The organism is Paenibacillus mangrovi (genome assembly GCF_022898935.1).
Taxonomy (GTDB): domain Bacteria; phylum Bacillota; class Bacilli; order Paenibacillales; family Paenibacillaceae; genus Paenibacillus_AQ; species Paenibacillus_AQ mangrovi.
In genome coordinates this window covers 87708-109488 of record NZ_JALIRP010000010.1, presented here as the reverse complement: position 1 = coordinate 109488, position 21781 = coordinate 87708, and the positions used below count along the sequence as shown (strand labels likewise).

The window sequence follows — 21781 nt, the reverse complement described above, 5'->3', positions numbered from 1 at the left end:
CTAGCTTAGGAAAGGAGCGAAGAACATGCCTGTGACGGACAACCCGAGTGCTCAAGATCATATCGTGTTATCGGTTGAGCATGTCAAGAAGAAGATCGGAAGAAAATGGATTATTGAAGATGTGACATTTGACGTCCGTGAAGGTGAGATCTTTGGGTTTCTAGGTCCGAACGGAGCGGGGAAAACGACGACGATCCGTATGCTCGTGGATCTGATCAAGCCGAGCAGCGGCACCATCAAAGTATGCGGCTTCGATGTGAATAAGCAGCAGGAGCAAGCACTGAGTTATGTCGGCTCGATCGTGGAGAATCCCGAGATGTATACGTATCTCACCGGCTGGGAGAACCTGGAGCATTTTGCCCGCATGCAGCCTGGAATTGACAGGGAGAGGATTCAAGAAGTTGTCAATATCGTCCGCCTTGATCAACGCATTCATGATAAGGTGAGCACGTATTCGCTCGGGATGCGTCAGCGGCTTGGCATCGCACAGGCTCTATTGGGCAGACCGAAGCTGCTTATTCTCGATGAACCGACAAACGGTCTTGACCCCAAAGGAATCAAGGAGCTGCGTCAATTTATTAGAGAGCTGGCGGAGGACGGGCTAGCGGTATTTGTATCAAGCCATTTGCTGAGCGAAATCCAGCTTTTATGCGACCGGGTGGCGATAATCAGCCTCGGACGGGTTCTGGCCGTAGGTGAAGTAGAGGAGCTTGTGGCTGCGAACGCGAAATATGTGATCTGGGATCTGGAGCCTGTCGAAGCTGGGAAACGGGAATTAACCAGCCGGCAGGAGATCGAAGTGATCGAGCAGGTAGATAGGGTACTGGATGATACGATTATTGCGGGTATGGGACCGAACGCTATTGTGACCCGTATGGAAGAAGAAGACATTGCCGGAATGGTGTTGCATCTTGTGAATTCGGGAATTTCTGTTCAGGGCGTGCACAAGATCAACCCGACCTTGGAACAGCTGTTCCTGAAGATGACGGAGGGTGAAAGCATTGAATAGCGTGTTGCCTCTGATCAAAAATGAAACCATCAAAATTATTAAAAAGAAACGCTTTTATGTTATTCTGTTAATTTTGCTGGTGCTGGTTCCTATTTTCACTTATGCCCAGATGCGCTCCGCTGAACAGACCCGTGCGAAATTTCACGGCGACTGGAGGCTTGAAGTGCAGCAGCAAATAACCGATAATGAGAATTCCCTAGGAAGTGATCGCGTACCTGAGGAATGGAAGAAGTACAGGAAAGTTTTAGTGCAGCAGCTTCAGTATTACCTGGATCATGACATCAATCCGAATGAACCGAATGGAGTCACATTTACACGGGAGTTCATGGCAAATTCGATAACTTTGTTTATCCCTCTTTTGATTATGGCGATTGCATCCGATATAGTATCCGGGGAGAGAACGACAGGCACAATCAAAATGCTTCTAACAAGGCCGGTAAAAAGGTGGAAGGTGCTGCTGAGCAAACTGGTGGCGCTGTACATGTTCACTTCACTTACTGTTGTAGCCGCGTTTGTCATTACGTACGTGATATCGGGAGCTTTTTTTGGATATCAAGGATTTAATCTCCCGGTATTTACGGGCTTTCAAATTACAGGCTCTAACGTGGATCTTTCTGCAGTACATGCTGTTCCACAGTGGAAATACCTGCTCATGCAGGGGGGATTGGTCTGGTTCGTAAGTCTGACCGTGGCTTCACTCGCCTTCATGGTATCGGTCCTTATTCGGAGTACGGCGGCAAGCATCGTTGTCATGATGGCCGCGCTGATTGCGGGATCGATTTTGACGAACATGGCATCGGCCTGGAACAGCGCCAAATATTTGTTTATGGTAAACCTGGATTTGACGGACTATCTGTCAGGTACACCGGCTCCGATTGAGGGAATGACACTTGGGTTTTCACTTACGGTTTTGTCCGTTTGGGCGGTTGCCGCGCTTATAATCTCATTCCTTGTCTTTACGAGAAGGGATATCTTGAATTAAAATGGACAAGGATAACAAAACATCTGTTTGCATTTCGGGATAGAAATCCTACATAAAGAAGCACAAAGGGGGAGCATGAATGGTCGAGCAGATCGATATGTTTGCAGAGTCATCACAGGGCGGCGGCAATAACGGCCACACTGGATACGATGCTGACGACATTCAAGTGCTCGAAGGCCTGGTTGCGGTTCGTAAACGGCCAGGCATGTATATTGGCAGCACCAGTTCATCAGGGCTTCACCATCTGGTATGGGAAATCGTGGATAATGCCGTCGATGAGCACTTGGCCAAATACTGCACGAGAATTGATCTTACTTTACACAAAGACGGTTCAATTACCGTCGTTGATAATGGACGAGGCATTCCGACAGGAATGCATAAGACAGGAATACCGACACCACAGGTCGTGTACACGATCCTTCATGCCGGAGGCAAGTTCGGCGGTGGAGGATACAAGAAATCCGGCGGTCTGCATGGTGTTGGTGCTTCGGTAACGAACGCGCTTTCGGAATGGCTGGAGGTCGAAATTTACCGCGACGGTAAAATTCACCGCCAACGCTTCGAATACTGGCAGGATAAAAACGGCAAGGAACATGTTGGCGAGCCAGTTACGGGACTTGAGGTTCTGGGGAATACCAACAAAACGGGAACGAAGGTGACCTTCAAGCCTGACATCCGCGTTTTTCATGGTGGCATCCAGTTTAATTATGATACGCTAGCAGAGCGTTTGCAGGAAATCGCCTTTTTGAACTCCGGACTACGCATCGTGCTGAAAGATGAGCGTTCAGGTAATTCGGATGAATTTTATTATGAGGGCGGAGCCAGCCAATTCGTCGCGTTTTTGAATGATGGCAAGGATGTTCTCCATGATGTCATCCATTTTTACGGCGAGAAGGATGAAGTGGAGATTGAGGTGGCGCTGCAATATAACGCAGGCTATACTGAAACACTTGCTTCTTTCGTGAACTCGATCCCGACTCGTGGCGGGGGTACGCATGAAACTGGTTTTAAGACGGCATACACTCGCATCATGAATGATTATGCCCGCAAGAACAACATGCTTAAAGAAAAGGACAAGAACCTTGAGGGCAATGACCTCCGCGAAGGCATGATGGCAGTCATCAGCGTCAAAATGGCTGAAGTTGAGTTTGTCGGTCAGACGAAGGATCAGCTGGGAAGCGCATCTGCCCGCAGTACGGTGGATGCCATCGTTACCGAGAAGATGCAGACGTTCCTTGAGGAGAATCCGCAGATAGCACAGACTCTGATCAAAAAAGCAATTCAAGCCTCCAAAGCGCGCGAAGTGGCTCGTAAAGCCCGCGACGATATGCGCAGCGGCAAGAAGCGTAGTGAAGGTACGAGCCTCGGAGGGAAGCTTAGTCCAGCCCAGTCCAAGGATTTCACCCGTACTGAGCTGTTTGTTGTCGAAGGGAACTCCGCCGGCGGTTCGGCCAAGCAGGGCCGTGACTCCAAGATTCAGGCTATTCTTCCTCTGAAAGGGAAGCCACTGAATCCGGAGAAAGCGAAGCTCGCCGATATTATGAAAAATGAAGAATACCGCATCATCATTAACGCGATTGGCGCGGGAATCGGAACCGAGTTTGAAATCGAAGACAGCAATTACTCCAAAATCATAATTATGACGGATGCCGATACGGACGGAGCGCATATTCAAGTTCTACTTCTGACATTCTTTTACCGGTACATGAAGCCGCTGATTGACGAAGGCAGAGTATATATCGCCCAACCGCCTTTATACAAGATCACGCGCAAGTCGGGCAAGCTTGAGACGGTACGTTATGCTTACAATGACGAGCAGCTCCAAAACTATCTCAAGGAATTCGGCAAAAATTACGAACTGCAGCGTTACAAAGGTCTCGGCGAAATGAATCCTGATCAGCTGTGGGAGACAACCATGAATCCGGAAACGCGCACGCTGCTGCAGGTTCAGATTGAAGATGCGGCCAAAGCGGAACGCCGGGTATCCACGCTAATGGGCGATAAAATCGACCCGCGCAAGCGCTGGATCGTGGAAAATGTTGACTTTAGAGAGCTCGAGGAATAGAAGGTGAATTCATGAGTTTATCAGAACAGTTTATGCCGGCTTTTCTGGAAGAGGTGGTTGGCGACCGCTTCGGCCGGTATTCCAAATATATTATTCAGGACCGCGCGATTCCGGATGTCCGGGATGGACTCAAGCCGGTACAGCGCCGTATTCTGTACGCCATGTATGAGTCGGGTAATATGCCGGATAAAGGCTATCGCAAATCTGCGAAAACGGTCGGCGATGTCATGGGTAATTACCATCCGCACGGGGATACTTCCATCTATGACGGTATGGTCAGAATGGCTCAGCCGTGGAAAATGGGACATGTGCTTGTCGATGGTCATGGCAACTGGGGTTCGATTGATGATGATCCGCCTGCAGCGATGCGTTATACCGAAGCTAGACTGTCGCCAATCGCTTTGGAAATGCTGCGAGATATTGATAAACGTACGGTTCAGTTTAAAGACAACTTCGATAATACCGCGAAGGAGCCAGTTGTACTTCCATCCCGTTATCCCAACCTTCTGGTCAATGGCGTCAGCGGGATTTCGGCAGGCTTTGCCACGGAGATTCCGCCGCATAACCTGCGTGAGGTCATCGATGCCTGCGTAGCGATCATGCAAAAACCGGAAATTGAACTTGAGGAGATCATGACCTTCATCAAAGGCCCCGATTTCCCGACAGGCGGCCTGATCATGGGCGAAGAGGGAATCAAGGAAGCCTACCGTACAGGAAAAGGACGCATTTATCTGCGTTCCAAAGCTGATATTGAGTTTTTACGCGGCGGCAAACAGCAAATCGTAGTAACGGAAATACCTTATCAGGTGGTTAAATCCCGGCTCGTTACGCAGATGGAAAACATCCGTCTGGAGAAAAAAATCGAGGGGATCGCTGAGGTCCGCGACGAGAGCGGACGTGATGGCCTTCGAATCGTCGTTGAGATTAAAAAGGAAGCCGATGCGCAGGGGATTTTGGCTTATTTGCTGAAAAAGACAGATCTTCAGGTGACCTATAACTTCAACATGGTCTCTATTGTGAATAAGGCTCCTCAGCAACTGGGGCTCAAAGCTATGCTGGAGGCTTATATCGAGCATCAGCGTGAAGTGGTCAGTAACCGCACCCGCTATGATCTGGAGAAGGCCGAGGACCGTGCTCACGTGCTGGAAGGACTCGTTAAAGCCCTGAATATCCTCGATGAGGTTATCGCGGCGATCAAAGCCTCGAAGAACCGCCAGGATGCGCAGAACAACCTTATGTGGATGTTCGGATTCACCGAGCGGCAGGCGGATTCCATTTTGACCCTCCAGTTGTACCGCTTAACGAATCTGGAGATTACGACACTACAGAAAGAGCTCGAAGAGCTTTTGAAGAGAATCGATACCTACCGTGCCATCTTGGATAGCGACAAAAAGCTGATTGCATTGATCCGCAAAGAACTGCTGGAAATCCGCGATAAATACGGCATTGACCGTAGATGCTCCATCCAGGGCGAAGTAGAGGAGATCAAGGTCAATTTGGAAGTCATGGTCAGCTCCGAGGATGTGCTGGTGACCTTATCGCAAGAAGGCTACATCAAGCGGACAAGCATGCTTTCCTTTACAAGATCCGGCGGAGAGCGCGGCGGTTCAGGCGTCAAGGAAGGCGACTTTACCTCCAAAATTCTGGAGATCAATACACTGGATAATTTGCTGATCTTCACGCAAAAGGGTCAATACTTCCTGCTGCCGGTTCACCAGATACCGGAATTCAAATGGAAGGATCCAGGCACGGCGATCGTCAATGTCATTCACCTTTCCAAGGAAGACATCATTGCCGGCGTGATTCCGGTGAGCAATTTTGATGAACCGAATCAGTCGCTTGTTTTTGTCACGAAAAAAGGGCAGGTCAAACGGACGGAGCTCAAGGAATATATGACGAACCGCTCGAGTGCGGTGGCGGCCTGCAAGGTTGGCGCCGACGACGAGATTATATCGGTCACGCTCAGCGATGGAATCAAGGATATCCTGCTGGTCAGCAAAGACGGCATGAGCATCCGTTTCAGGGAAAGTGACGTCAATGCCATGGGCCGTGTGTCCGCAGGTGTGAAGGGGATTCAGCTTCGGGAAGGAGACGAGGTCGTCTCAGCGTTATGGGTGGAGGAAGATGAAGGCGAAATACTGACGCTGACGGATCTTGGTTACGGCAAGCGTTCCCTGCTGGCGGATTACCAGCCGCAAAGCCGTGGAGGCAAGGGCCTCGCGAGCTTCGAATTCAAGGAAGGCAAACGTGTAAAACCAAACGGAAACCGGATTGCTGGAGCGTTCTACTGCCGGGAACCGCTGCAAATTACTGCGATCAGCAGCGAAGGACAAAGTTATACTTTCAGTTCAGAACAGGCTCCGATCGCGGATCGCAAATCGACAGGAAAATTGCTCGTGCATCTTGAGAAAAAAGACGAAATTTCTGTTTTGCTGGTGCATCCGGAATCATCTTGATGAACCTTGTCAAGCCATGTGTAGAAACCCTTTAAAGGTATCCTTGCCCACTCCGGGCGGGGATGCCTTTTTCTCAAATTTTTTTCGGAGTGAGGAAGGAATTGGAACGAAATTGCGCGAAAGTTAATCCTGTAAAAGATTGCTTACGAAAGGAAGGAAATTCCGTGCAGACTTCCGAATTTGCGAAAATATGGTCTAAACTGAGTAAAGATTACAAATTACATATGGAGAATGAACTGGCTCCCGCGCTTACAGAAGCCCAGCTTGCTGTTCTTGAGGTACTTGAGGAACAAGAGCGGATGAAGCCTTCTGAGCTGACACCTCTGCTGGCGACTAGCCCGGCTGCCGTAACGATGCTGCTGGACCGGATGGAGAAGAACGGATTGATCACACGCGATCGCGATGGTAATGATCGACGAATTGTCTGGGTGTCAATTTCGGACAAAGGACGGCAGGAGGTCATTCGCGGCTTGCAGATCAGGGACGCATTCCTTGCTACCATACTTTCACGTATTTCCGCACATAATCAGCAATTATTGATATATTTATTAGGTAAACTAACCGTGGTGCCTTAAGCAGCGCCAAAGAATACATGTAGAGGAAGACAACTTGATGAATGATGCAGCGCTTTTGAAAAATGCGAAAACAAGAAAACTGCTTTTCAGCGCCGGCTTTAGCTGGCTATTTGATGCGATGGACGTAGGTATTATTTCTTTTATCGTGACGGCTCTGGCCTTGGATTGGAAGCTGTCCCCGCAAGAGGTTGGCATATTAACCAGTATGAACTCACTCGGGATGGTATTTGGTGCTGCGGCAGCCGGTTATTTGGCAGACCGTTTTGGCCGCAAAAAGGTACTTCTATGGACCTTGCTGATCTTTTCCGTGGCTAGCGGATTGTCAGCACTGGCTTCAAGTTTTTGGGTGCTCTGCCTGCTCCGCTTCATAACGGGTATTGGTCTTGGAGGAGAACTTCCTGTCGCTTCCACGCTTGTTTCCGAAAGCATGCCGGCAAGCCAGCGCGGGCGGGCTGTGGTGCTGCTCGAAAGCTTCTGGGCAGGCGGCTGGCTGGTTGCAGCGCTGATTTCGTATTTTCTGATCCCGACCTATGGCTGGCAGATTGCTTTCGTGATCGGAGCGCTTCCGGCACTATATGCGCTGTATTTACGGCGTGCGATCGATGACTCGCCTGTGTACAAGAGCAATCAGAATCAGGTCGCTTCCATATCTTTTTCAAGCAAATTAAGCTCTATCTGGACAAGCAAGCATAGCCGCACGACGCTGATGCTCTGGATTTTATGGTTTTCTGTTGTATTTTCGTATTACGGCATGTTTCTTTGGCTACCGTCCGTGATGACGATGAAGGGCTTCAGTCTGATCAAGAGCTTTGAATATGTCCTGATTATGACCATCGCGCAGCTGCCAGGCTATTTTACGGCTGCGTACTTCATTGAAAAGTTCGGTCGGAAGTTCGTGATGATTACGTATCTGGTTCTGACGGCAGTAAGCGCAGCATGGTTCGGTATCGCCGATTCAGCAGGTATGCTGATCGCAGCGGGAATCTGCCTCTCCTTCTTCAATCTGGGTGCATGGGGCGGTCTGTACGCTTATACACCGGAGCTGTATCCAACCTCGATACGCTCCACGGGCGTAGGCCTTGCGACTTCTGTGGGACGGATCGGGGGAGTCATTGCTCCATTTCTGGTCGGTTACATGGTACAGCATCAGGTTCAGATCAGCACCATTTTCATGATGTTTTTTGTTATCATCCTGATCGGTGCGATCGGCGTACTGCTTCTTGGAACAGAGACAAAGGGCAGAGAATTGACGGATTAATTGCATGTGATGAAAAGAAAGGCGGCCGTGAAGGCGGCCTTTTTTCTGTCTGGGCCCAGCTTATTCGAATGTTCGATAACAAATACACGAAAATCGGGTTTGTGAAAACTCTCTGATTTGAATTATAATAAAATATGTTGCAGTTTTATGGTATGAATCGATTTATATAGACATCATTGAAACGGAGGGATTTAAGATGCAGCTGATTAACCCACGAATGGTTCAGGAACTTCTCGACAAACTTCAGGAGCAGGATCTTTATATACATTTGGAAATGACAACCGGTGCATATGCCTCGCATGAGGATGAGTCCAAGTTTACGGCATCCACCTTTATCAAAAACGGAATGGTTCGCTATATGCATGGATCCATTGCAGGCTTTGGCCCGTACCGAGTGGGACTCAAAATGGAGCAAGGCTGGATCTATGCGCAGGGACTGACTCATATCGAAGAGACGGAGACGGAACGCCTTATTATGGCAGGCCATGACAGTGAAGGAAAGCTTGTTGTGGCACTTCAGCTTAGCAAAGAACCATTCTAAATCGGTTAAACTTAAGGGGTTTAAATAGAGAAAGGGTGAAAGAGGATATGGAGAATCATATACTGATGGTATTCCCGCATCCGGATGATGAATCGTTTGGTGCATCCGGAACGCTGGCTAAACGAATACATGAAGGTGCAAAAGTAACCTATGCCTGCCTGACGCTGGGCGAAATGGCCCGCAATATGGGCAAGCCGCTGATGGCTAACCGGATCACGCTTCCGGAGCTCCGCCGTAGAGAGCTTGCAGAATCCGCCCGTTCCATCGGCATACAGGATGTGCGCTTGATGGGCTTGCATGACAAAACTATCGAATTTGAGGATCAAAATATGCTGGATGACATGCTTCGAGATCTGATTGACGAAGTTAAGCCTTCATTGATCATTACCTTTTATCCGGGATACAGCGTACATCCGGACCACGATGCGACGGGAGCAGCAGTTATTCGGACGGTATCCGCCATGCCGAAAGAACAGCGTCCTGTCGTCAACTGTGTTGCTTTTTCCAAAGGCTGCGAGAAAATATTGGGCAAACCGGATGTGCTGGTAGACGTGAGGGATTTCCTCCCTAATAAATATGGCTCCATCCGTGCGCACAGCTCACAGTTCCGCTGGAAAGACATGCTCGGAAGCTACTCGGAAAATGACGAACAGATCAAAAGCCGTTTCAGCACGGAAAGATTCTGGACTTATCATTTCGAATAAGATAATTTACGGCTACACACAGACTTACAGTTTGTGGAAGATATTCGGAAGGCGAGTTGAGATGAGACGAGATGAGCGAAGCAGAGAACAGGAAAGTACAGGAACAGATTCAAGGACATGGGATTCGTGCCGAAAACGATGCCGACAGCAGATTAGAGCGGATCGTTTTCATTGGAAGGACGTTCGAAGAATATATTCGAATGTTTAATCTGGATGAAAGGGCCTTGAGCGGGCGCAAAATTCTAGATTGTCCTGGGGGCGCCTGTTCGTTTGCGGCAGGAGCCAACAAGCATGGCTCTGACGTCATTGCAGCGGATATTGTTTATTATCACGACACGGAGATGCTCTACAGGAAAGGGATTGGCGATATCATTCATGCCATGGAGCATGTCGAAACCGAGAAAAAAAGGTATCTTTGGACCGAGTTTCAATCGGTGGAGGAACTGCGGACAGAGCGGATCAAGGCTTTGGAGACCTGTGCAAGGGATATGCGTCTTCATCCGGAACGCTACATACCGGTTACGCTGCCTGTGCTTCCCTTTGAAGATGGACAATTTGATATGACCTTGTCGGCGCATTTTCTCTTCACCTATGCCGACAGGCTGGATGCTGATTTTCATCTCCGAACCTTACGGGAGCTATTCCGCGTGACCCGGCATGAAGTACGGATTTTCCCACTCGTCGATCAGAGCGGAAGACAGCCTGAACACGTTGACATCCTGATCTGTTACGCACGTATACAGGGATGGGAACCTGACATTCAAGCTGTGCCATACCATTTTCAGAGGAATGCCAACCATGTGCTTGTTTTACGGAAAACCGAAAAATAAACTATTAAAATACGGAAAAAAGGACCTCATCCCCACCTGCAGTGGGATTTGAGGTCCTTTCGTTTATTTGTTGTGGTTTATTAAGATGGACTACTGTTATTCCATGACCAAACGGTCCATAACCGATTCCGTCCATAAATTCCATGGATGCATAGCAGGAGGAAGGGACGTAAGCTTTACGTCCTCTTTGGTTACCGGATGCGGAAAGCCTACAATCACGGACCATAAAGCGATCTGCTGTCCCGGCTTATTCACTCGGCTTCCGTATTTCTGATCACCGTACAAGGGACAACCTGCCTGATTCATCTGTACACGGATCTGATGGGACCTACCGGTATGAAGCTCAATTCGGACGAGGCTGAAGCCGCCGGCTGTACCGAGAACTTCATAGTCGAGCACAGCTTCCTTGGCTCCGGGTGTACCTTTCTTGACAACTGAGACCATATTCGTCTTGGGATCTTTCAAGAGCATGTCCTTCAATGTACCGCGGGCCGCCGGAAGCTGACCATGCACCACGGCCGCGTAAATCTTTCGGAAGCTGCGGCTGCGCACCGTTTCGGATAAACGGGATGCGGCTTTGGAGGTTTTGGCAAAGATCATAGCACCACCAACCGGCCGATCCAATCTGTGCACAAGTCCCAGATACACATTTCCCGGTTTGTTGAAGCGCTCTTTGATATCATCCTTCAGCAGGGACAATAAGTCCGGGTCTCCGGAAATATCGGCTTGAGTCGGTATATTGACCGGTTTTACGATGCCTAACAGATGGTTGTCTTCATATAAAATCGGAATTTGGGAAAGATGTTCATGACTCATATTCAGCTTACGACTCCCAGCGTCCCAAGATTCCGCACGGCAGATGAAGTCCCGATTCCGTAATCGGAAGTCCGAGCTCACCGCAGGAAATGCTTCCTCCAAACCGGCGTCCGGCGGTCATGGCCAGGATATTATGAAGAACAGTCGGTGAAATACCCGTTGTATAGGAGTTAATGAGCATGAACAGTGGCTGCTCGGACATAATGCTCATGCAGCTCTCAACGAATGGATACAAGCTCTGCTCTAGCTTCCACATTTCTCCGCCGGGACCGCGTCCATAGGAAGGAGGATCCATGATAATGGCGTCATAGAGGTTGCCTCTACGCTGTTCGCGCTGTACGAATTTAAATACATCATCGGTGATAAAACGGACCGGACGGTCACCGATTCCGGATAATTGAAGATTTTCTTTGGCCCATTGCACCATTCCTTTGGCCGCATCGACATGCACGACCTCTGCTCCAGCATAGGCTGCAGCTACAGTAGCTCCCCCGGTATATGCGAACAAATTCAGGACCTTGATCGGGCGTTTGGCTGCTGCGATCTTATCCATCATCCAGCGCCAATTGGCTGCTTGCTCAGGAAACAGACCCGTATGTTTAAAGTTGGTAGGGCGGATATAGAATTTCAACTGGTCATATGAAATCGTCCATCGTTCTGGGAGCTTTTTTTTCATGTCCCATTCTCCGCCGCCGGATGAGCTTCTGTGATAGTGTCCATGCACTTCGCGCCACATTCCAGAGTCTTTTTCCAGAGGCCATATAATTTGCGGGTCAGGTCTGCGTAGGATAACATCTCCCCAGCGCTCCAACTTTTCGCCTGATCCCGTATCGATCAATTCGTAGTCTTGCCAATCACGAGCTACATACATGTACGATCCATCCTTCTGTACTATTTTTCGACTAGCTTATATTGTACAACATTTGGCGGCAACAATGCACTTTCTTGTCCTGATTATGCGTAAAGATGTAAGATGAAAGAAGCAACGTGCGAAAGGGGAGTGACGAAGTGGAAAGCAGACGGATGATTTCCAAAATATTAATCGGCTTTGGCGTGCTCAGCATCCTGCTATACGGTATCGGAGCGTTCAAGTATGGCATGTGGGACTTCTTCGGTTTATTACTATTCGCAGTATTACCCATCGGGTATGGGATCATGCTCGACCTGAGTTATCGCAAAAAAGCTTATGATCACATGGAAAAAGAGATCCTGAGACTAGCGGCGGAGCAGCAAAATCTGCTGACGGCAGCAGACGTAGCTTTAAATACGCCATTAAATATGGAACAGTCAGGAGAGACGCTTGAGGAGATGAGACGAAAAGGGTTTCTTCAGTTGAAGGTAGCAGATAACGGAGCTTTTGTATATGAAGTACAAGCCTTTTTGTCGACAGAGGAAAAATTAAGCGCGGAGAGAGTGTAGCATCAATTTAGTCATCTGGCCCTTACTCATCCTCATCAGCCTGAATATGATGAAGATAACTATTCAATCAAAGGGGGCCTCGCCTGTGCCGGCAAAAAACGGAAAGCAGTTCGTAGACCGAATCAACCTTGCCAAACCCAGCGTTTGGTTTCGTGGAGAACAAATCGATGGGAGGCTCTCGGATCATTCTGCTTTTCGTGGACTGATGTCTACGCAGGCGCAGCTGTACGATATGCAGATTCATCCTGACTACAAAGAACGTATGACCTACGCGTCACCAACGACTGGTGATCCGGTAGGATTATCTTTTTTACAGCCCAAAACCAAGGAAGACCTGAAGAAGCGCAGGCAGATGATGATGCTCTGGGGCGAAAAACATCATGGATTGTTAGGAAGGTCACCAGATTACATGAACACCGGACTGATGGCTTTTTATGCGGCAGCGGATCTGCTGGGTGAGAAAGAACCTCAGTTTGCGGATAACATGCGGAAGTACTACGAATTTTGCCGGGAGAATGATATATCGCTGTCTCATGCATTTATTCAGCCGCATGCAAGCCGGTATGATGAGCTCCTTGAAGATGGAAGCATCCAAAGCTGCGCGGCCCGGATCGTTGAGGAAAACGAGGATGGGATCATTGTCGACGGTGCGTTTTTATTGGCAACACAGGGCGTGACAACCGATGAAATTCTTGTATATCCTCCGGCATCAGCCTTTATTCCAGAAGAAGATAATCCGAGAACCTTTGCTTTTGCTGTTCCCACCAATCTTCCGGGGATCCGATGGATTTGCCGCGAAAGCCTGGTTGCCGGAGACTCCGTATTTGATTACCCGCTGAGTTCGCGTTTTGAAGAAATGGATACGCTGGTTCTTTTCGAGAATGTTCTGGTACCTTGGGACCGCGTGTTTATTCTGGGAAACGACCGATTGTCCATTCGTCTTTTCTCGGAAAGCGGCTTTCATGTTCATTGTGCTCATCAGGTGCTGTGCAGATATATTGCGAAAACGGAGTTTACGCTGGGTGTTATTCTTTATATGGCGGAAACGCTGGACCGGTCCTCCCTGCCTGCAACCATTGACAAGGTTTCCGAGGTGATCGTTCACCTGGAGACTTTGAAATCCCTTCTGCTTGCTTCCGAGGCTGGTGCGACTCTCGACCGTTTCGGGAGTATGCTTCCGGACCGCAGACCTCTGTGGACGGCTAATGTGATTTTTCCGAAGGTATATCCTCGAATGATGGAGATGATTCAAATCCTAGGCTCAAGCGGCGTTATTATGATTCCGTCAGAGCATGACTTTGCTAGTAGAATAAAGCCCGATCTGGATAAATACCTTCGGGGCAGCGAGGTGAGCGCAACCGCGAAAACAGCTCTGTTCAGGCTCGCATGGGATCTGAGTTCCAGCAGCTTTGGCGGCCGTCAAACCTTATACGAACGGTTTTTCTTCGGGGATACGTCAGTTGTTACCAACAGGCTGTATCATTCATACAGCGACCTTGGGGCATACATCGACAAGGTAAAAGCATTTTTGGGGGAGAAAGAGGAATAAAGACTTGCTGGCTCGAATAGTTATAGAGTGGGGAAACGAAATTCGGCCAATCATGGGAGCAAGAAGCCGTCCGTAAGAGCTATCCTGGAGTGTAGGGGAGGCGGACGGGTTGACTATTGATCAGCTGATCGCATTGTTAACACTTGTCGTTATGATCATCACGCTTGCAGTAAACCACGATAAACCAAATCAGTAAGGCAATAGCCATGAAGGGGGAGCCATTAGGCTCTCTTTTTCTTTTAGATTACAAGAAGATATCCCGAAAATACGCTTTACATAACTATTCTCAGGGAGCAGGTGGATAAAAAAGAGGACATAATCAAACCAGGTACACATACATATTTATCAAAAGCTTCACAGTTCCTGATGTTATCTTCTGAATACGTCGCAGCTACCCGGAAGGAGGAAACCGGAGTGTCATTCAACGAAAAAATGAAAACGGATACATTTCTAGAGAAAAAGGCCAAGCGGAAGAAGCGATTCACCCAAAACGACTGGATGGGGTACCTGTTTAGTGCGCCTCTGATCATTGGGGTGCTGGCATTTGCCATTTACCCGATGATCGCTGCACTGATCATGAGCTTTCATCAAACCACGGGACTCTCCGTCGGTGGAAAATGGGTGGGGTTCAGCAATTATGATTATGTGCTCTCGGATTCGTTATTTTGGCAAGCGCTTACGAATACGTTTTTTATCGGGATATGGTCTGTGCTGCTTGGAATCGTTTTATCTTTTGTCTTGGCGAGCCTGATCAACAACCTAAAATGGAGCATGGGGAAAAACTTTTTCAAGGCCGTCTTCTTTCTGCCAAATGTCGTGTCAGGTGTTGCGACAACACTGCTGTTCTCATTTTTGTTTTTTCCTTCCAAGGAAGGACTGCTCAATTTTGTCATCGGACTGTTCGGCATTGAGCCTGTAGGCTGGTTCACCAACCCGCAGGTTTCCAGATACAGTATCGTCCTGATGAGCTTGTGGGGAGCGCTAGGTTACAATACGATTATTTTTTTGGCCGGGCTGCAAAGCGTTCCGCGTGATCTTTACGAAGCAGCCGAGGTAGACGGAGCAGGGACATACCGCAAATGGCTGTATATTACGATTCCATATCTGAGGCCGATATTTGTCTTCATGCTCATTATGGGTACGATCGGCGGCATGAAGCGGTTTACCGACGTGTGGCTCATCGGAGGAACGGCGGGAAATCCGGGCGGAAGCCTGATGACCGTGGTGCTCTATATTTACCGCAACGCCTTCCTGGCTTCACAGATGGGGATGGCGACGGCAGCCTCTTATCTGCTCTTCATCATAATTTTTGTACTAACCGCATTCCTGATGCTGCTAAACCGGCGCAAGGACAGCTTTGATTAATCCCGTACGGCATAGGCGGCTTAAGCAGATCCAATCTGAGTTAGGAGGTCAGTAGGATGAACACCGTGGACGCCAAGCTTTCGCAAAGGCGCAAGAAGATATCCCTGAATCAATGGATTCTGACCATCGTGCTTTTGGTGGGATCGTTCGTTATGATCGTTCCTTTTCTATGGATGCTAGCTACGAGCTTCGACTGGGCTGCCCGGCTTCATATTAATTTCCCGCCCAGGTTCTGGCCGGAAGAACCCTCTATCAAAACCTTCGAAGCGGCATTTACCAGCATCAAAATGTTCCGCTATATTACGAATTCGATCGTGGTCAGTGCAGGCGTCATCATCATCAGTTCCTTATCGGCGCTGCTTTCGGGTTACGCGTTATCAAAGCTGCGGTTCAAGGGTGCGAATATTGTGCTGCTGCTCGCCCTGAGCACGATGATGATTCCATTTGAAATGACCATGATTCCCCAATATCTGCTGTTCAGCAAGCTGGGACTTGTTGACAACTATTTGGCATTTTATCTTCCTGCTCTTAATTACGCTTTCGGGACTTTTCTGGCAAAAGCTTTTTTCGACCAGCTCCCCACGACGCTGCGGGAGGCAGCTATTTTGGATGGAGCCAAGGAAGTGTCCGTGTTCAGCAGAGTATACCTGCCGCTGTCCACACCGATCATCGCCACGATGGTGATCCTGCTGTTTCTGGGCGTGTGGAATGATATGCTGTGGCCGCTGCTTATTCTTAAAAAAGCAACCAAGTATACCATCCAGATCGGTTTGGCCATGTTCACCTACAACAATGGGATTGACAAACAGCCTTCCATTATTATGGCTGCTACGACTGTAAGCCTGATTCCGGTCGTCGTCGTATATATGTTTCTACAGCGTTATATTATCGAAAGTATTGCTTTATCGGGCATCAAGCAGTAGCAGCGTTACGCCATGAATCAGCCGAATGACAGACTTCAAAGGTACCGTAACCCAAGTTTGATGAAAAAGGAGGAACGGATTCATGAAAAAGCTATTATTACTGGTCATGTCCTGTGTGCTCGTCATGTCTCTTGCGGCTTGTTCGGGCGGCTCGGATACGGATGTGACGGGTGGAGTGGAAATTAAAAAGGTTTCCGATATGAAAGGGACAGTTAGGGTTGCTTTAGCTGGCTGGCAGCTCGATAACGGTATTAATACACAGACAGGCAATCCGACGATAGGACTGAACGAGTACCTGGATCAAACCTTTAATAAAATGTATCCGAATATCAAGCTGGAGCTGTACCAAATCCCATGGGAGAACGTCAAAGCCAAGCAATCCGCCATGCTGCTCTCAGGTGATGCGGATGTACTGTACACAGGCGGAGCCTTTGCTTCTCAGTGGTATCAGGAAGGCCTGCTTCGTGATCTGGATGATCTTATCAAGGAAGATAAGAGCTTTGATCCAAGTATCTATCTGGCCGGCATCATGAACAATTCCTACAGCACCAAATCACCGGACGGCAGCAAGCAGTTTGGCATTCCGGTAGCTCTCGGCCGCAGAATGACGATCTATGACAAGAAGCTTTTTGAAGACTGGGGAGTTGAACCATTAACCGCTAAAGCTGATCCGGCAGAGATTCTCGAAAAGGCCAAAAAAATGTCGGGTAAAAATCCGAAAACTGGCGAGGACAATTACGGCCTTTTCTGGAGCGGAAACTCTCTGAACGGATCAACCTTCGTTGCTTTGACGCTGGCATTTGGCGCGAAGGGAGCAGAGGGAAGCCTGAAAGATGTAAAAAGCATCAAGTGGCATTTGAACACGCCAGAAATGGTAAAGGTCATGGAATGGCTGAAGGAAGCAGCCAAACTGCCGCCAGCAGGTTTTGTAAACGCCCAGGGCGCGGAAAACTTTGGCCTCGAAAAAAACAATATAGCCATTGCGCTTGATTCCTCAGGAGGTTCAACGATGAACGAATATCAGAGCAAGAAAAACAAAGATCTCCTTGACCGATTTGAGCCGGTATTGAATATGGGCCCGAAGGGTGAAGGCTGGGTAGCGGTTGATCCGTTCATCATGGCCAAAAATGCCAAGGACGTCAAAGCCTCCTGGGAAGTGCTGAAGTTCTTGACGAGCCCGATGACACAAAAATATATGTATGAGAACTTTGCACAGACACCGACGTTGAAAAAGGCTGATTTCGTGCTCCCTGAAGACAAATATGTCAAAAAAGCGCTTGAAATTGCGGAAGTAGGCCATTCGGAGCTGATGGATGAAGCCAACCCGTTCTATATGAGCGACATTGTACCAGCGGTGAACGGATTTATCAGTAAGGCGGCAACTGGCAACGCTCCGGATATCCAGAAGTTCCTGGACGATCTGCAGCAGCGCGCGGAAAAATGGACTGCGAACTTAAAGTAATACGTAGAGTGCAAAACCCTCGCGGGCTTTGCACTCATCCATTTCATATGAATCATTAGAGATGAATAAAGGAGGATGAATATGAAAAAGGGAATCAACCAATGGTGCTTTCCGGCTGGAACTCCTATGGGCAAGGTGCTCCGAGCAAGCTCGGCGGCAGGGTTTGAGACCATTGAGCTGAATTTATATGCTTCAGGCGGTGTTGGATTAACGATGGACACGACGCCTGAAGAAGCCAAAGCAATAGGGCGACTTGTCCGCAGCTACGGGCTGTCCATCAGCAGCCTGTCCACCGAGATGCTAGGCCTCTATCCCTTGAGTTCTCCGGACAAAGAGATTCGAAGCCTCGGAGTGGAGTCCATCCGCAAGCAAATCGAGCTGGCACTGGAGCTCGAGGTAGATACGATTCTTGTCGTCCCGGGAAGAATCGAAGCGGATGTAACCTATGAGGACGTGTGGGAACGTTCACGGATGGCTTTGCAGCCGCTCATCGATGATATTGATGGCAGCTCCGTGAGCATTGCCATTGAAAATGTATGGAACAAATTCCTGTGGAGTCCGCTCGAAATGGCACGATATATCGATCAGTTTGAATCCAGCCATGTCGGTGCTTATTTTGATGTAGGCAACACCTTGGCTTTCGGCAGACCGGAGCACTGGATCCGTACACTCGGAGACCGCATACGCAAGATTCACGTGAAGGATTTCCGGACGCAGGTCGGCAATTACCATGGTTTTGTACCGCTCTTGTCCGGAGACGTGGATTGGTTGAATGTCCGTTTGGCCTTAAGCGATATCCAATATCGCGATAGCTTGACCGCAGAGCTCGAGCCTTATGCCACCTTCCCAGATCAGTTGATCTTTGATACATCCCGACATCTGGATGTTATTATGGGCAAAAATCCGCACTAGAAGAGAAACGAAAGGGGACTTAGCAGTGATTAGAATCGGAGTTGTGGGAGCTGGCATTATTGCAGCTGAGCACATGAAGCATATTCATCATCATGAACATGCTGAGCTTACGGCTATCTGTGATGTTGCACCAGGCGCTGCGGAGCTGGCTGCTCAGCGGTATGGGGGAACAGCCTACACTAATTATGACGACATGTTGGATCAGGAGCAGCTGGATGCACTGTTTCTCTGCGTCCCGCCTTTTGCCCATGGCGACATGGAAGAAAAGGCCGCGGAGCGGGGGATACATCTCCTGGTCGAAAAGCCGCTTGGGCTAAATATGGATGTGGTTCGCAGGAAAGCAAAAGTACTTGAACAATCGGGGATTATTACAGGCTCGGGATACTGCTTGCGATATATGGAGTCCGTACAGCGGGCCAAACGTTATCTTGAAGGTAAAGAGATTGCCATGATCCGAGCGTACCGCTTCGGAGGGCTTCCGCCGAATGTCTGGTGGGTGGATCATGCCAAGTCCGGCGGACAGCTAGTTGAGCAGACGACGCATAATCTGGATATGATGATATATCTGGCGGGAGATGTACGTAAAGTATCCGCAGACATGGCGCTTCTGTTAAGCCGTGATGTGCCTGGCATAACAACACCGGATGCGGCTTCTGTCAACCTGGTATTTGATTCCGGGGCTATCGGACATATCGATACCGGATTCTTTCCACAGCCGGATGGCCGGGCGTCGCTGGAAGTGATGGGACGCAATTTCAGGCTGACCCTCGAAGGCCAGGATTTGACCATAATGGAGCCCGAGCAGACGACGATCCTTCGTGGCAAGGGCGATTTCTATCAGGCGCAGGATGACGCCTTCATCCGTGCAGTAGAAACCGGAGACCGCAGCTTGATCCTGGCTCCTTACTGCGAGGCGCTCAGGACGCTAGAGGTAACGCTCGCCGCCAATGAATCCGCCAAAACAGGTCAGGCAGTATCTCTTATTTAATCATAAATCTATTGAAGAACGGCAGCCCAGTTGGGTTGCCGTTTTTTGTAATCAGATGCTTAAGATATGGATTTGGAGTGAAAAAATCTCCCCATGGCGAGGAGATTCAAGATATCAGATTAAAGCAATCGCGAGCAGCGTGAATAGGCTTAATGTTAAAATGGTGTTGCGACCCCTGAATCCGTACCCGTACCCATAGGGTCCATAAGCGGAGATTGTTACAGGTCCGTCTCTTCGATCTGTATCCAAGTACACGTTATCACGATCCACTCTTACGATTGTTCCTTCATGAATTCTTCCGTCTCTTGTCAAAACGCGGACTCTACGGTTCATGCATCGCATACAGTTGTGATATATTTCCATCTCATCACCCCTTTCTTGACACAAAGCATCATATGAATACTTTGGACAAAAGGAAACGGCAGTTATACCCGCAGTTAGCGATTATAACTGCTGCGATACTTATGATAGATTCCAGATATGTTTTTCGGTTATGATATAAGAAAGGTTTGTGCACAATAGAAATATCAAAATTCAAAGAGGAGGAAATAAACGAACGCAACAAATTTTACCAAACATTCATTTGTATGCGCTTTACCAAAAACAAGCATACGCAGTATATCAGGTTTATTGCAATTTCCTTTCCTGTAATATAAAATAGATTTAAAATTTTATATTGATAATTTTGCTTTGAAATTAAATTTCACTATAATGCATGAAATTGTTAAATGTTCTATCATATTGCTCTAATTCTTGTTTTTCGGATATGATGTACTTATGATGGAATGGGTTTCTACTAAACTGTGATGAGTAGGGAATACATATGTCAATTCATGATAATATTTTAATCAAAATTAGGGAAATGAAGGACAGCTTGACTCCGGTTGAGAAAATGGTGGCGGATTATGTGCTGCAAAATTTGGAGGAAATTCCCCATCTCTCAATAAAAAATCTGGCGCAGCTCACCAAGACCAGCGACGCGTCCGTGCTTCGTTTTTGCAAAACGATGGGGTATTCGGGCTATCGGAGTTTTATCGTCAGCATTTCAGCTTCGCTCGGTTCGATGGAAGAGCCGAAGGATTCGTATACGGATATTCAACCTGGAGATGATCTATCCGTCATTATTTCTAACACGTCAAGGAACAATATTAAATCCATTGAGGACACCCTGAGTGTCATCGATAAAAATGCAGTGGACCGTGCAGTACAGGTGCTCCGTCAGAGCAACCGGATTGTGTTCTTTGGCATCGGTGCGTCAGGTCTTGTGGGTGTTGACGCGGAGCAAAAGTTCTCACGAATCAATAAAATGTGCCACACGTATACCGACAGACATAGTCAGCTTACAGCAGCAACTTTACTCGATAAAGGGGACGTGGCTGTCTTCATATCCAATTCAGGCGCGACGTCTGAAATCCTCGAGACTCTGGAGATTGTCAAGAAAACCGGAGCTACGATCATTGCGATCACCAAATATAATAAGAGCGAGCTGGCGGACAAGGCCAATATCGTGCTGAACATCTCGACGCCGGAGGTCACGATCCGCAGCGGAGCTATGGGTTCACGCATTGCAATGTTGACCGTCATTGATATTTTATTTGCCGGAGTGGCAAGTGCGGAGTACAAGAACGTAAAGAAATACTTGACCAAAACGCATAACATTATAGCCAGCAAGAATCGTTAAACAACGGATAAGGCATCGGAGCCGCATGGCTGGCGATGTCTTTTTTTTGTTGCAAAACTAAAAATAAAAAACAAATATTTATTTTATTATAAAATAATATTTCAAAAACTGTTGACCAAACTGAAATTTATCGTTAATATGAAATCAAGAAGAGGATTTGGCAAATATCAAAAGCGCGGTTTAAACAAGATACACATCATGTAGTCACGTTCTCTATAAAAATAACTACATATTGTGCCTTGATCC

The 21781-nt window shown here is 48.2% G+C and carries 20 protein-coding genes; 17 read left to right on the top strand and 3 right to left on the bottom strand.

Translation table 11 applies throughout. The features are described 5' to 3' along the window. Window positions 1-25: 25 nt before the first annotated feature. From MUG84_RS21480 to MUG84_RS21440, 9 genes are all read left to right on the top strand, one after another. Window positions 26-1009: an ABC transporter ATP-binding protein gene (locus MUG84_RS21480; RefSeq protein ID WP_244728783.1), complete on the top strand. Its 984-nt coding sequence runs from the start codon at window positions 26-28 to the stop codon at window positions 1007-1009. Further along, entirely contained in the window at window positions 1002-1991 is a 990-nt protein-coding gene (locus tag MUG84_RS21475; RefSeq protein ID WP_244728781.1) for an ABC transporter permease, read from the top strand. The genes MUG84_RS21480 and MUG84_RS21475 overlap by 8 nt, the downstream gene beginning before the upstream one ends. 79 nt (window positions 1992-2070) lie before the next feature. Next, window positions 2071-4056 (top strand): DNA topoisomerase IV subunit B, encoded by a 1986-nt coding sequence (parE, locus tag MUG84_RS21470; protein ID WP_244728779.1) that lies wholly within the window; start codon window positions 2071-2073, stop codon window positions 4054-4056. 11 nt (window positions 4057-4067) lie between these two features. Next, entirely contained in the window at window positions 4068-6512 is a 2445-nt protein-coding gene (gene gyrA, locus MUG84_RS21465) for a DNA gyrase subunit A (RefSeq protein ID WP_244728776.1), read from the top strand. 164 nt (window positions 6513-6676) lie between these two features. Further along, the gene (locus tag MUG84_RS21460) at window positions 6677-7087 is read left to right on the top strand and encodes a MarR family winged helix-turn-helix transcriptional regulator (RefSeq protein ID WP_244728774.1); all 411 of its coding nucleotides are present in this window, start codon (window positions 6677-6679) and stop codon (window positions 7085-7087) included. 37 nt (window positions 7088-7124) lie between these two features. Next, complete coding sequence (locus MUG84_RS21455) at window positions 7125-8345, top strand: MFS transporter (RefSeq protein WP_244728772.1); 1221 nt, start codon at window positions 7125-7127, stop codon at window positions 8343-8345. Window positions 8346-8541: 196 nt separating this feature from the next. Then, window positions 8542-8886, top strand: coding sequence for a YojF family protein (locus tag MUG84_RS21450; protein ID WP_244728769.1), 345 nt, complete (start codon window positions 8542-8544; stop codon window positions 8884-8886). 47 nt (window positions 8887-8933) lie between these two features. Then, window positions 8934-9590, top strand: a complete 657-nt coding sequence (gene bshB2 / locus MUG84_RS21445; RefSeq protein ID WP_244728767.1) for a bacillithiol biosynthesis deacetylase BshB2 — start codon at window positions 8934-8936, stop codon at window positions 9588-9590. A 71-nt stretch (window positions 9591-9661) separates the two neighbouring features. Next, on the top strand, window positions 9662-10420 hold the full coding sequence (locus tag MUG84_RS21440; protein WP_425313257.1) for an SAM-dependent methyltransferase: 759 nt from the start codon (window positions 9662-9664) through the stop codon (window positions 10418-10420). A gap of 96 nt (window positions 10421-10516) precedes the next feature. Here the strand turns inward: MUG84_RS21440 and MUG84_RS21435 are convergent, their stop codons facing one another. Continuing rightward, a complete protein-coding gene (locus MUG84_RS21435) occupies window positions 10517-11236 on the bottom strand; it encodes an RluA family pseudouridine synthase (protein ID WP_244728765.1) in 720 nt (239 codons plus the stop codon). A 7-nt stretch (window positions 11237-11243) separates the two neighbouring features. Beyond that, on the bottom strand, window positions 11244-12107 hold the full coding sequence (locus MUG84_RS21430; RefSeq protein ID WP_244728763.1) for a class I SAM-dependent methyltransferase: 864 nt from the start codon (window positions 12105-12107) through the stop codon (window positions 11244-11246). Between the two features lie 137 nt (window positions 12108-12244). On the opposite strand from MUG84_RS21430, the gene MUG84_RS21425 reads away from it, so the two are divergent. From MUG84_RS21425 to MUG84_RS21395, 7 genes are all read left to right on the top strand, one after another. After that, window positions 12245-12655 carry a hypothetical protein gene (locus MUG84_RS21425; RefSeq protein WP_244728761.1) on the top strand — a complete coding sequence of 137 codons (411 nt, stop codon included), beginning with the start codon at window positions 12245-12247 and terminating at the stop codon, window positions 12653-12655. Between the two features lie 85 nt (window positions 12656-12740). Beyond that, the gene (gene hpaB, locus MUG84_RS21420; RefSeq protein WP_244728759.1) at window positions 12741-14204 is read left to right on the top strand and encodes a 4-hydroxyphenylacetate 3-monooxygenase, oxygenase component; all 1464 of its coding nucleotides are present in this window, start codon (window positions 12741-12743) and stop codon (window positions 14202-14204) included. A gap of 432 nt (window positions 14205-14636) precedes the next feature. Next, window positions 14637-15569, top strand: coding sequence for a carbohydrate ABC transporter permease (locus MUG84_RS21415; RefSeq protein ID WP_280521449.1), 933 nt, complete (start codon window positions 14637-14639; stop codon window positions 15567-15569). A 56-nt stretch (window positions 15570-15625) separates the two neighbouring features. After that, window positions 15626-16492, top strand: a complete 867-nt coding sequence (locus MUG84_RS21410) for a carbohydrate ABC transporter permease (RefSeq protein ID WP_244728754.1) — start codon at window positions 15626-15628, stop codon at window positions 16490-16492. Between the two features lie 82 nt (window positions 16493-16574). Then, window positions 16575-17954 (top strand): ABC transporter substrate-binding protein, encoded by a 1380-nt coding sequence (locus MUG84_RS21405; protein WP_244728752.1) that lies wholly within the window; start codon window positions 16575-16577, stop codon window positions 17952-17954. Between the two features lie 81 nt (window positions 17955-18035). Then, window positions 18036-18866, top strand: a complete 831-nt coding sequence (locus tag MUG84_RS21400) for a sugar phosphate isomerase/epimerase family protein (protein ID WP_244728750.1) — start codon at window positions 18036-18038, stop codon at window positions 18864-18866. Between the two features lie 25 nt (window positions 18867-18891). Beyond that, window positions 18892-19854 (top strand): Gfo/Idh/MocA family protein, encoded by a 963-nt coding sequence (locus tag MUG84_RS21395; RefSeq protein WP_244728748.1) that lies wholly within the window; start codon window positions 18892-18894, stop codon window positions 19852-19854. A gap of 114 nt (window positions 19855-19968) precedes the next feature. On the opposite strand, the gene MUG84_RS21390 is transcribed toward MUG84_RS21395, so the two are convergent. Then, a complete protein-coding gene (locus MUG84_RS21390) occupies window positions 19969-20217 on the bottom strand; it encodes a hypothetical protein (RefSeq protein WP_244728746.1) in 249 nt (82 codons plus the stop codon). Between the two features lie 460 nt (window positions 20218-20677). Here MUG84_RS21390 and MUG84_RS21385 point away from each other — a divergent pair, with 460 nt between their 5' ends. After that, a complete protein-coding gene (locus MUG84_RS21385) occupies window positions 20678-21535 on the top strand; it encodes a MurR/RpiR family transcriptional regulator (RefSeq protein WP_244728744.1) in 858 nt (285 codons plus the stop codon). Window positions 21536-21781: the final 246 nt, after the last annotated feature.

Bases quoted from the DNA above. Each gene is read 5' to 3' on its own strand.
- MUG84_RS21455 (WP_244728772.1), top strand. From the start codon at position 7,125: ATGAATGATGCAGCGCTTTTGAAAAATGCGAAAACAAGAAAACTGCTT.
- MUG84_RS21450 (WP_244728769.1), top strand. From the start codon at position 8,542: ATGCAGCTGATTAACCCACGAATGGTTCAGGAACTTCTCGACAAACTT.
- MUG84_RS21385 (WP_244728744.1), top strand. From the start codon at position 20,678: ATGTCAATTCATGATAATATTTTAATCAAAATTAGGGAAATGAAGGAC.
- MUG84_RS21410 (WP_244728754.1), top strand. From the start codon at position 15,626: ATGAACACCGTGGACGCCAAGCTTTCGCAAAGGCGCAAGAAGATATCC.
- MUG84_RS21400 (WP_244728750.1), top strand. From the start codon at position 18,036: ATGAAAAAGGGAATCAACCAATGGTGCTTTCCGGCTGGAACTCCTATG.
- MUG84_RS21405 (WP_244728752.1), top strand. From the start codon at position 16,575: ATGAAAAAGCTATTATTACTGGTCATGTCCTGTGTGCTCGTCATGTCT.
- MUG84_RS21390 (WP_244728746.1), bottom strand. From the start codon at position 20,217: ATGGAAATATATCACAACTGTATGCGATGCATGAACCGTAGAGTCCGC.
- MUG84_RS21435 (WP_244728765.1), bottom strand. From the start codon at position 11,236: ATGAGTCATGAACATCTTTCCCAAATTCCGATTTTATATGAAGACAAC.
- MUG84_RS21480 (WP_244728783.1), top strand. From the start codon at position 26: ATGCCTGTGACGGACAACCCGAGTGCTCAAGATCATATCGTGTTATCG.
- MUG84_RS21415 (WP_280521449.1), top strand. From the start codon at position 14,637: ATGAAAACGGATACATTTCTAGAGAAAAAGGCCAAGCGGAAGAAGCGA.
- parE (WP_244728779.1), top strand. From the start codon at position 2,071: ATGGTCGAGCAGATCGATATGTTTGCAGAGTCATCACAGGGCGGCGGC.
- gyrA (WP_244728776.1), top strand. From the start codon at position 4,068: ATGAGTTTATCAGAACAGTTTATGCCGGCTTTTCTGGAAGAGGTGGTT.
- bshB2 (WP_244728767.1), top strand. From the start codon at position 8,934: ATGGAGAATCATATACTGATGGTATTCCCGCATCCGGATGATGAATCG.
- MUG84_RS21430 (WP_244728763.1), bottom strand. From the start codon at position 12,107: ATGTATGTAGCTCGTGATTGGCAAGACTACGAATTGATCGATACGGGA.
- MUG84_RS21440 (WP_425313257.1), top strand. From the start codon at position 9,662: ATGAGCGAAGCAGAGAACAGGAAAGTACAGGAACAGATTCAAGGACAT.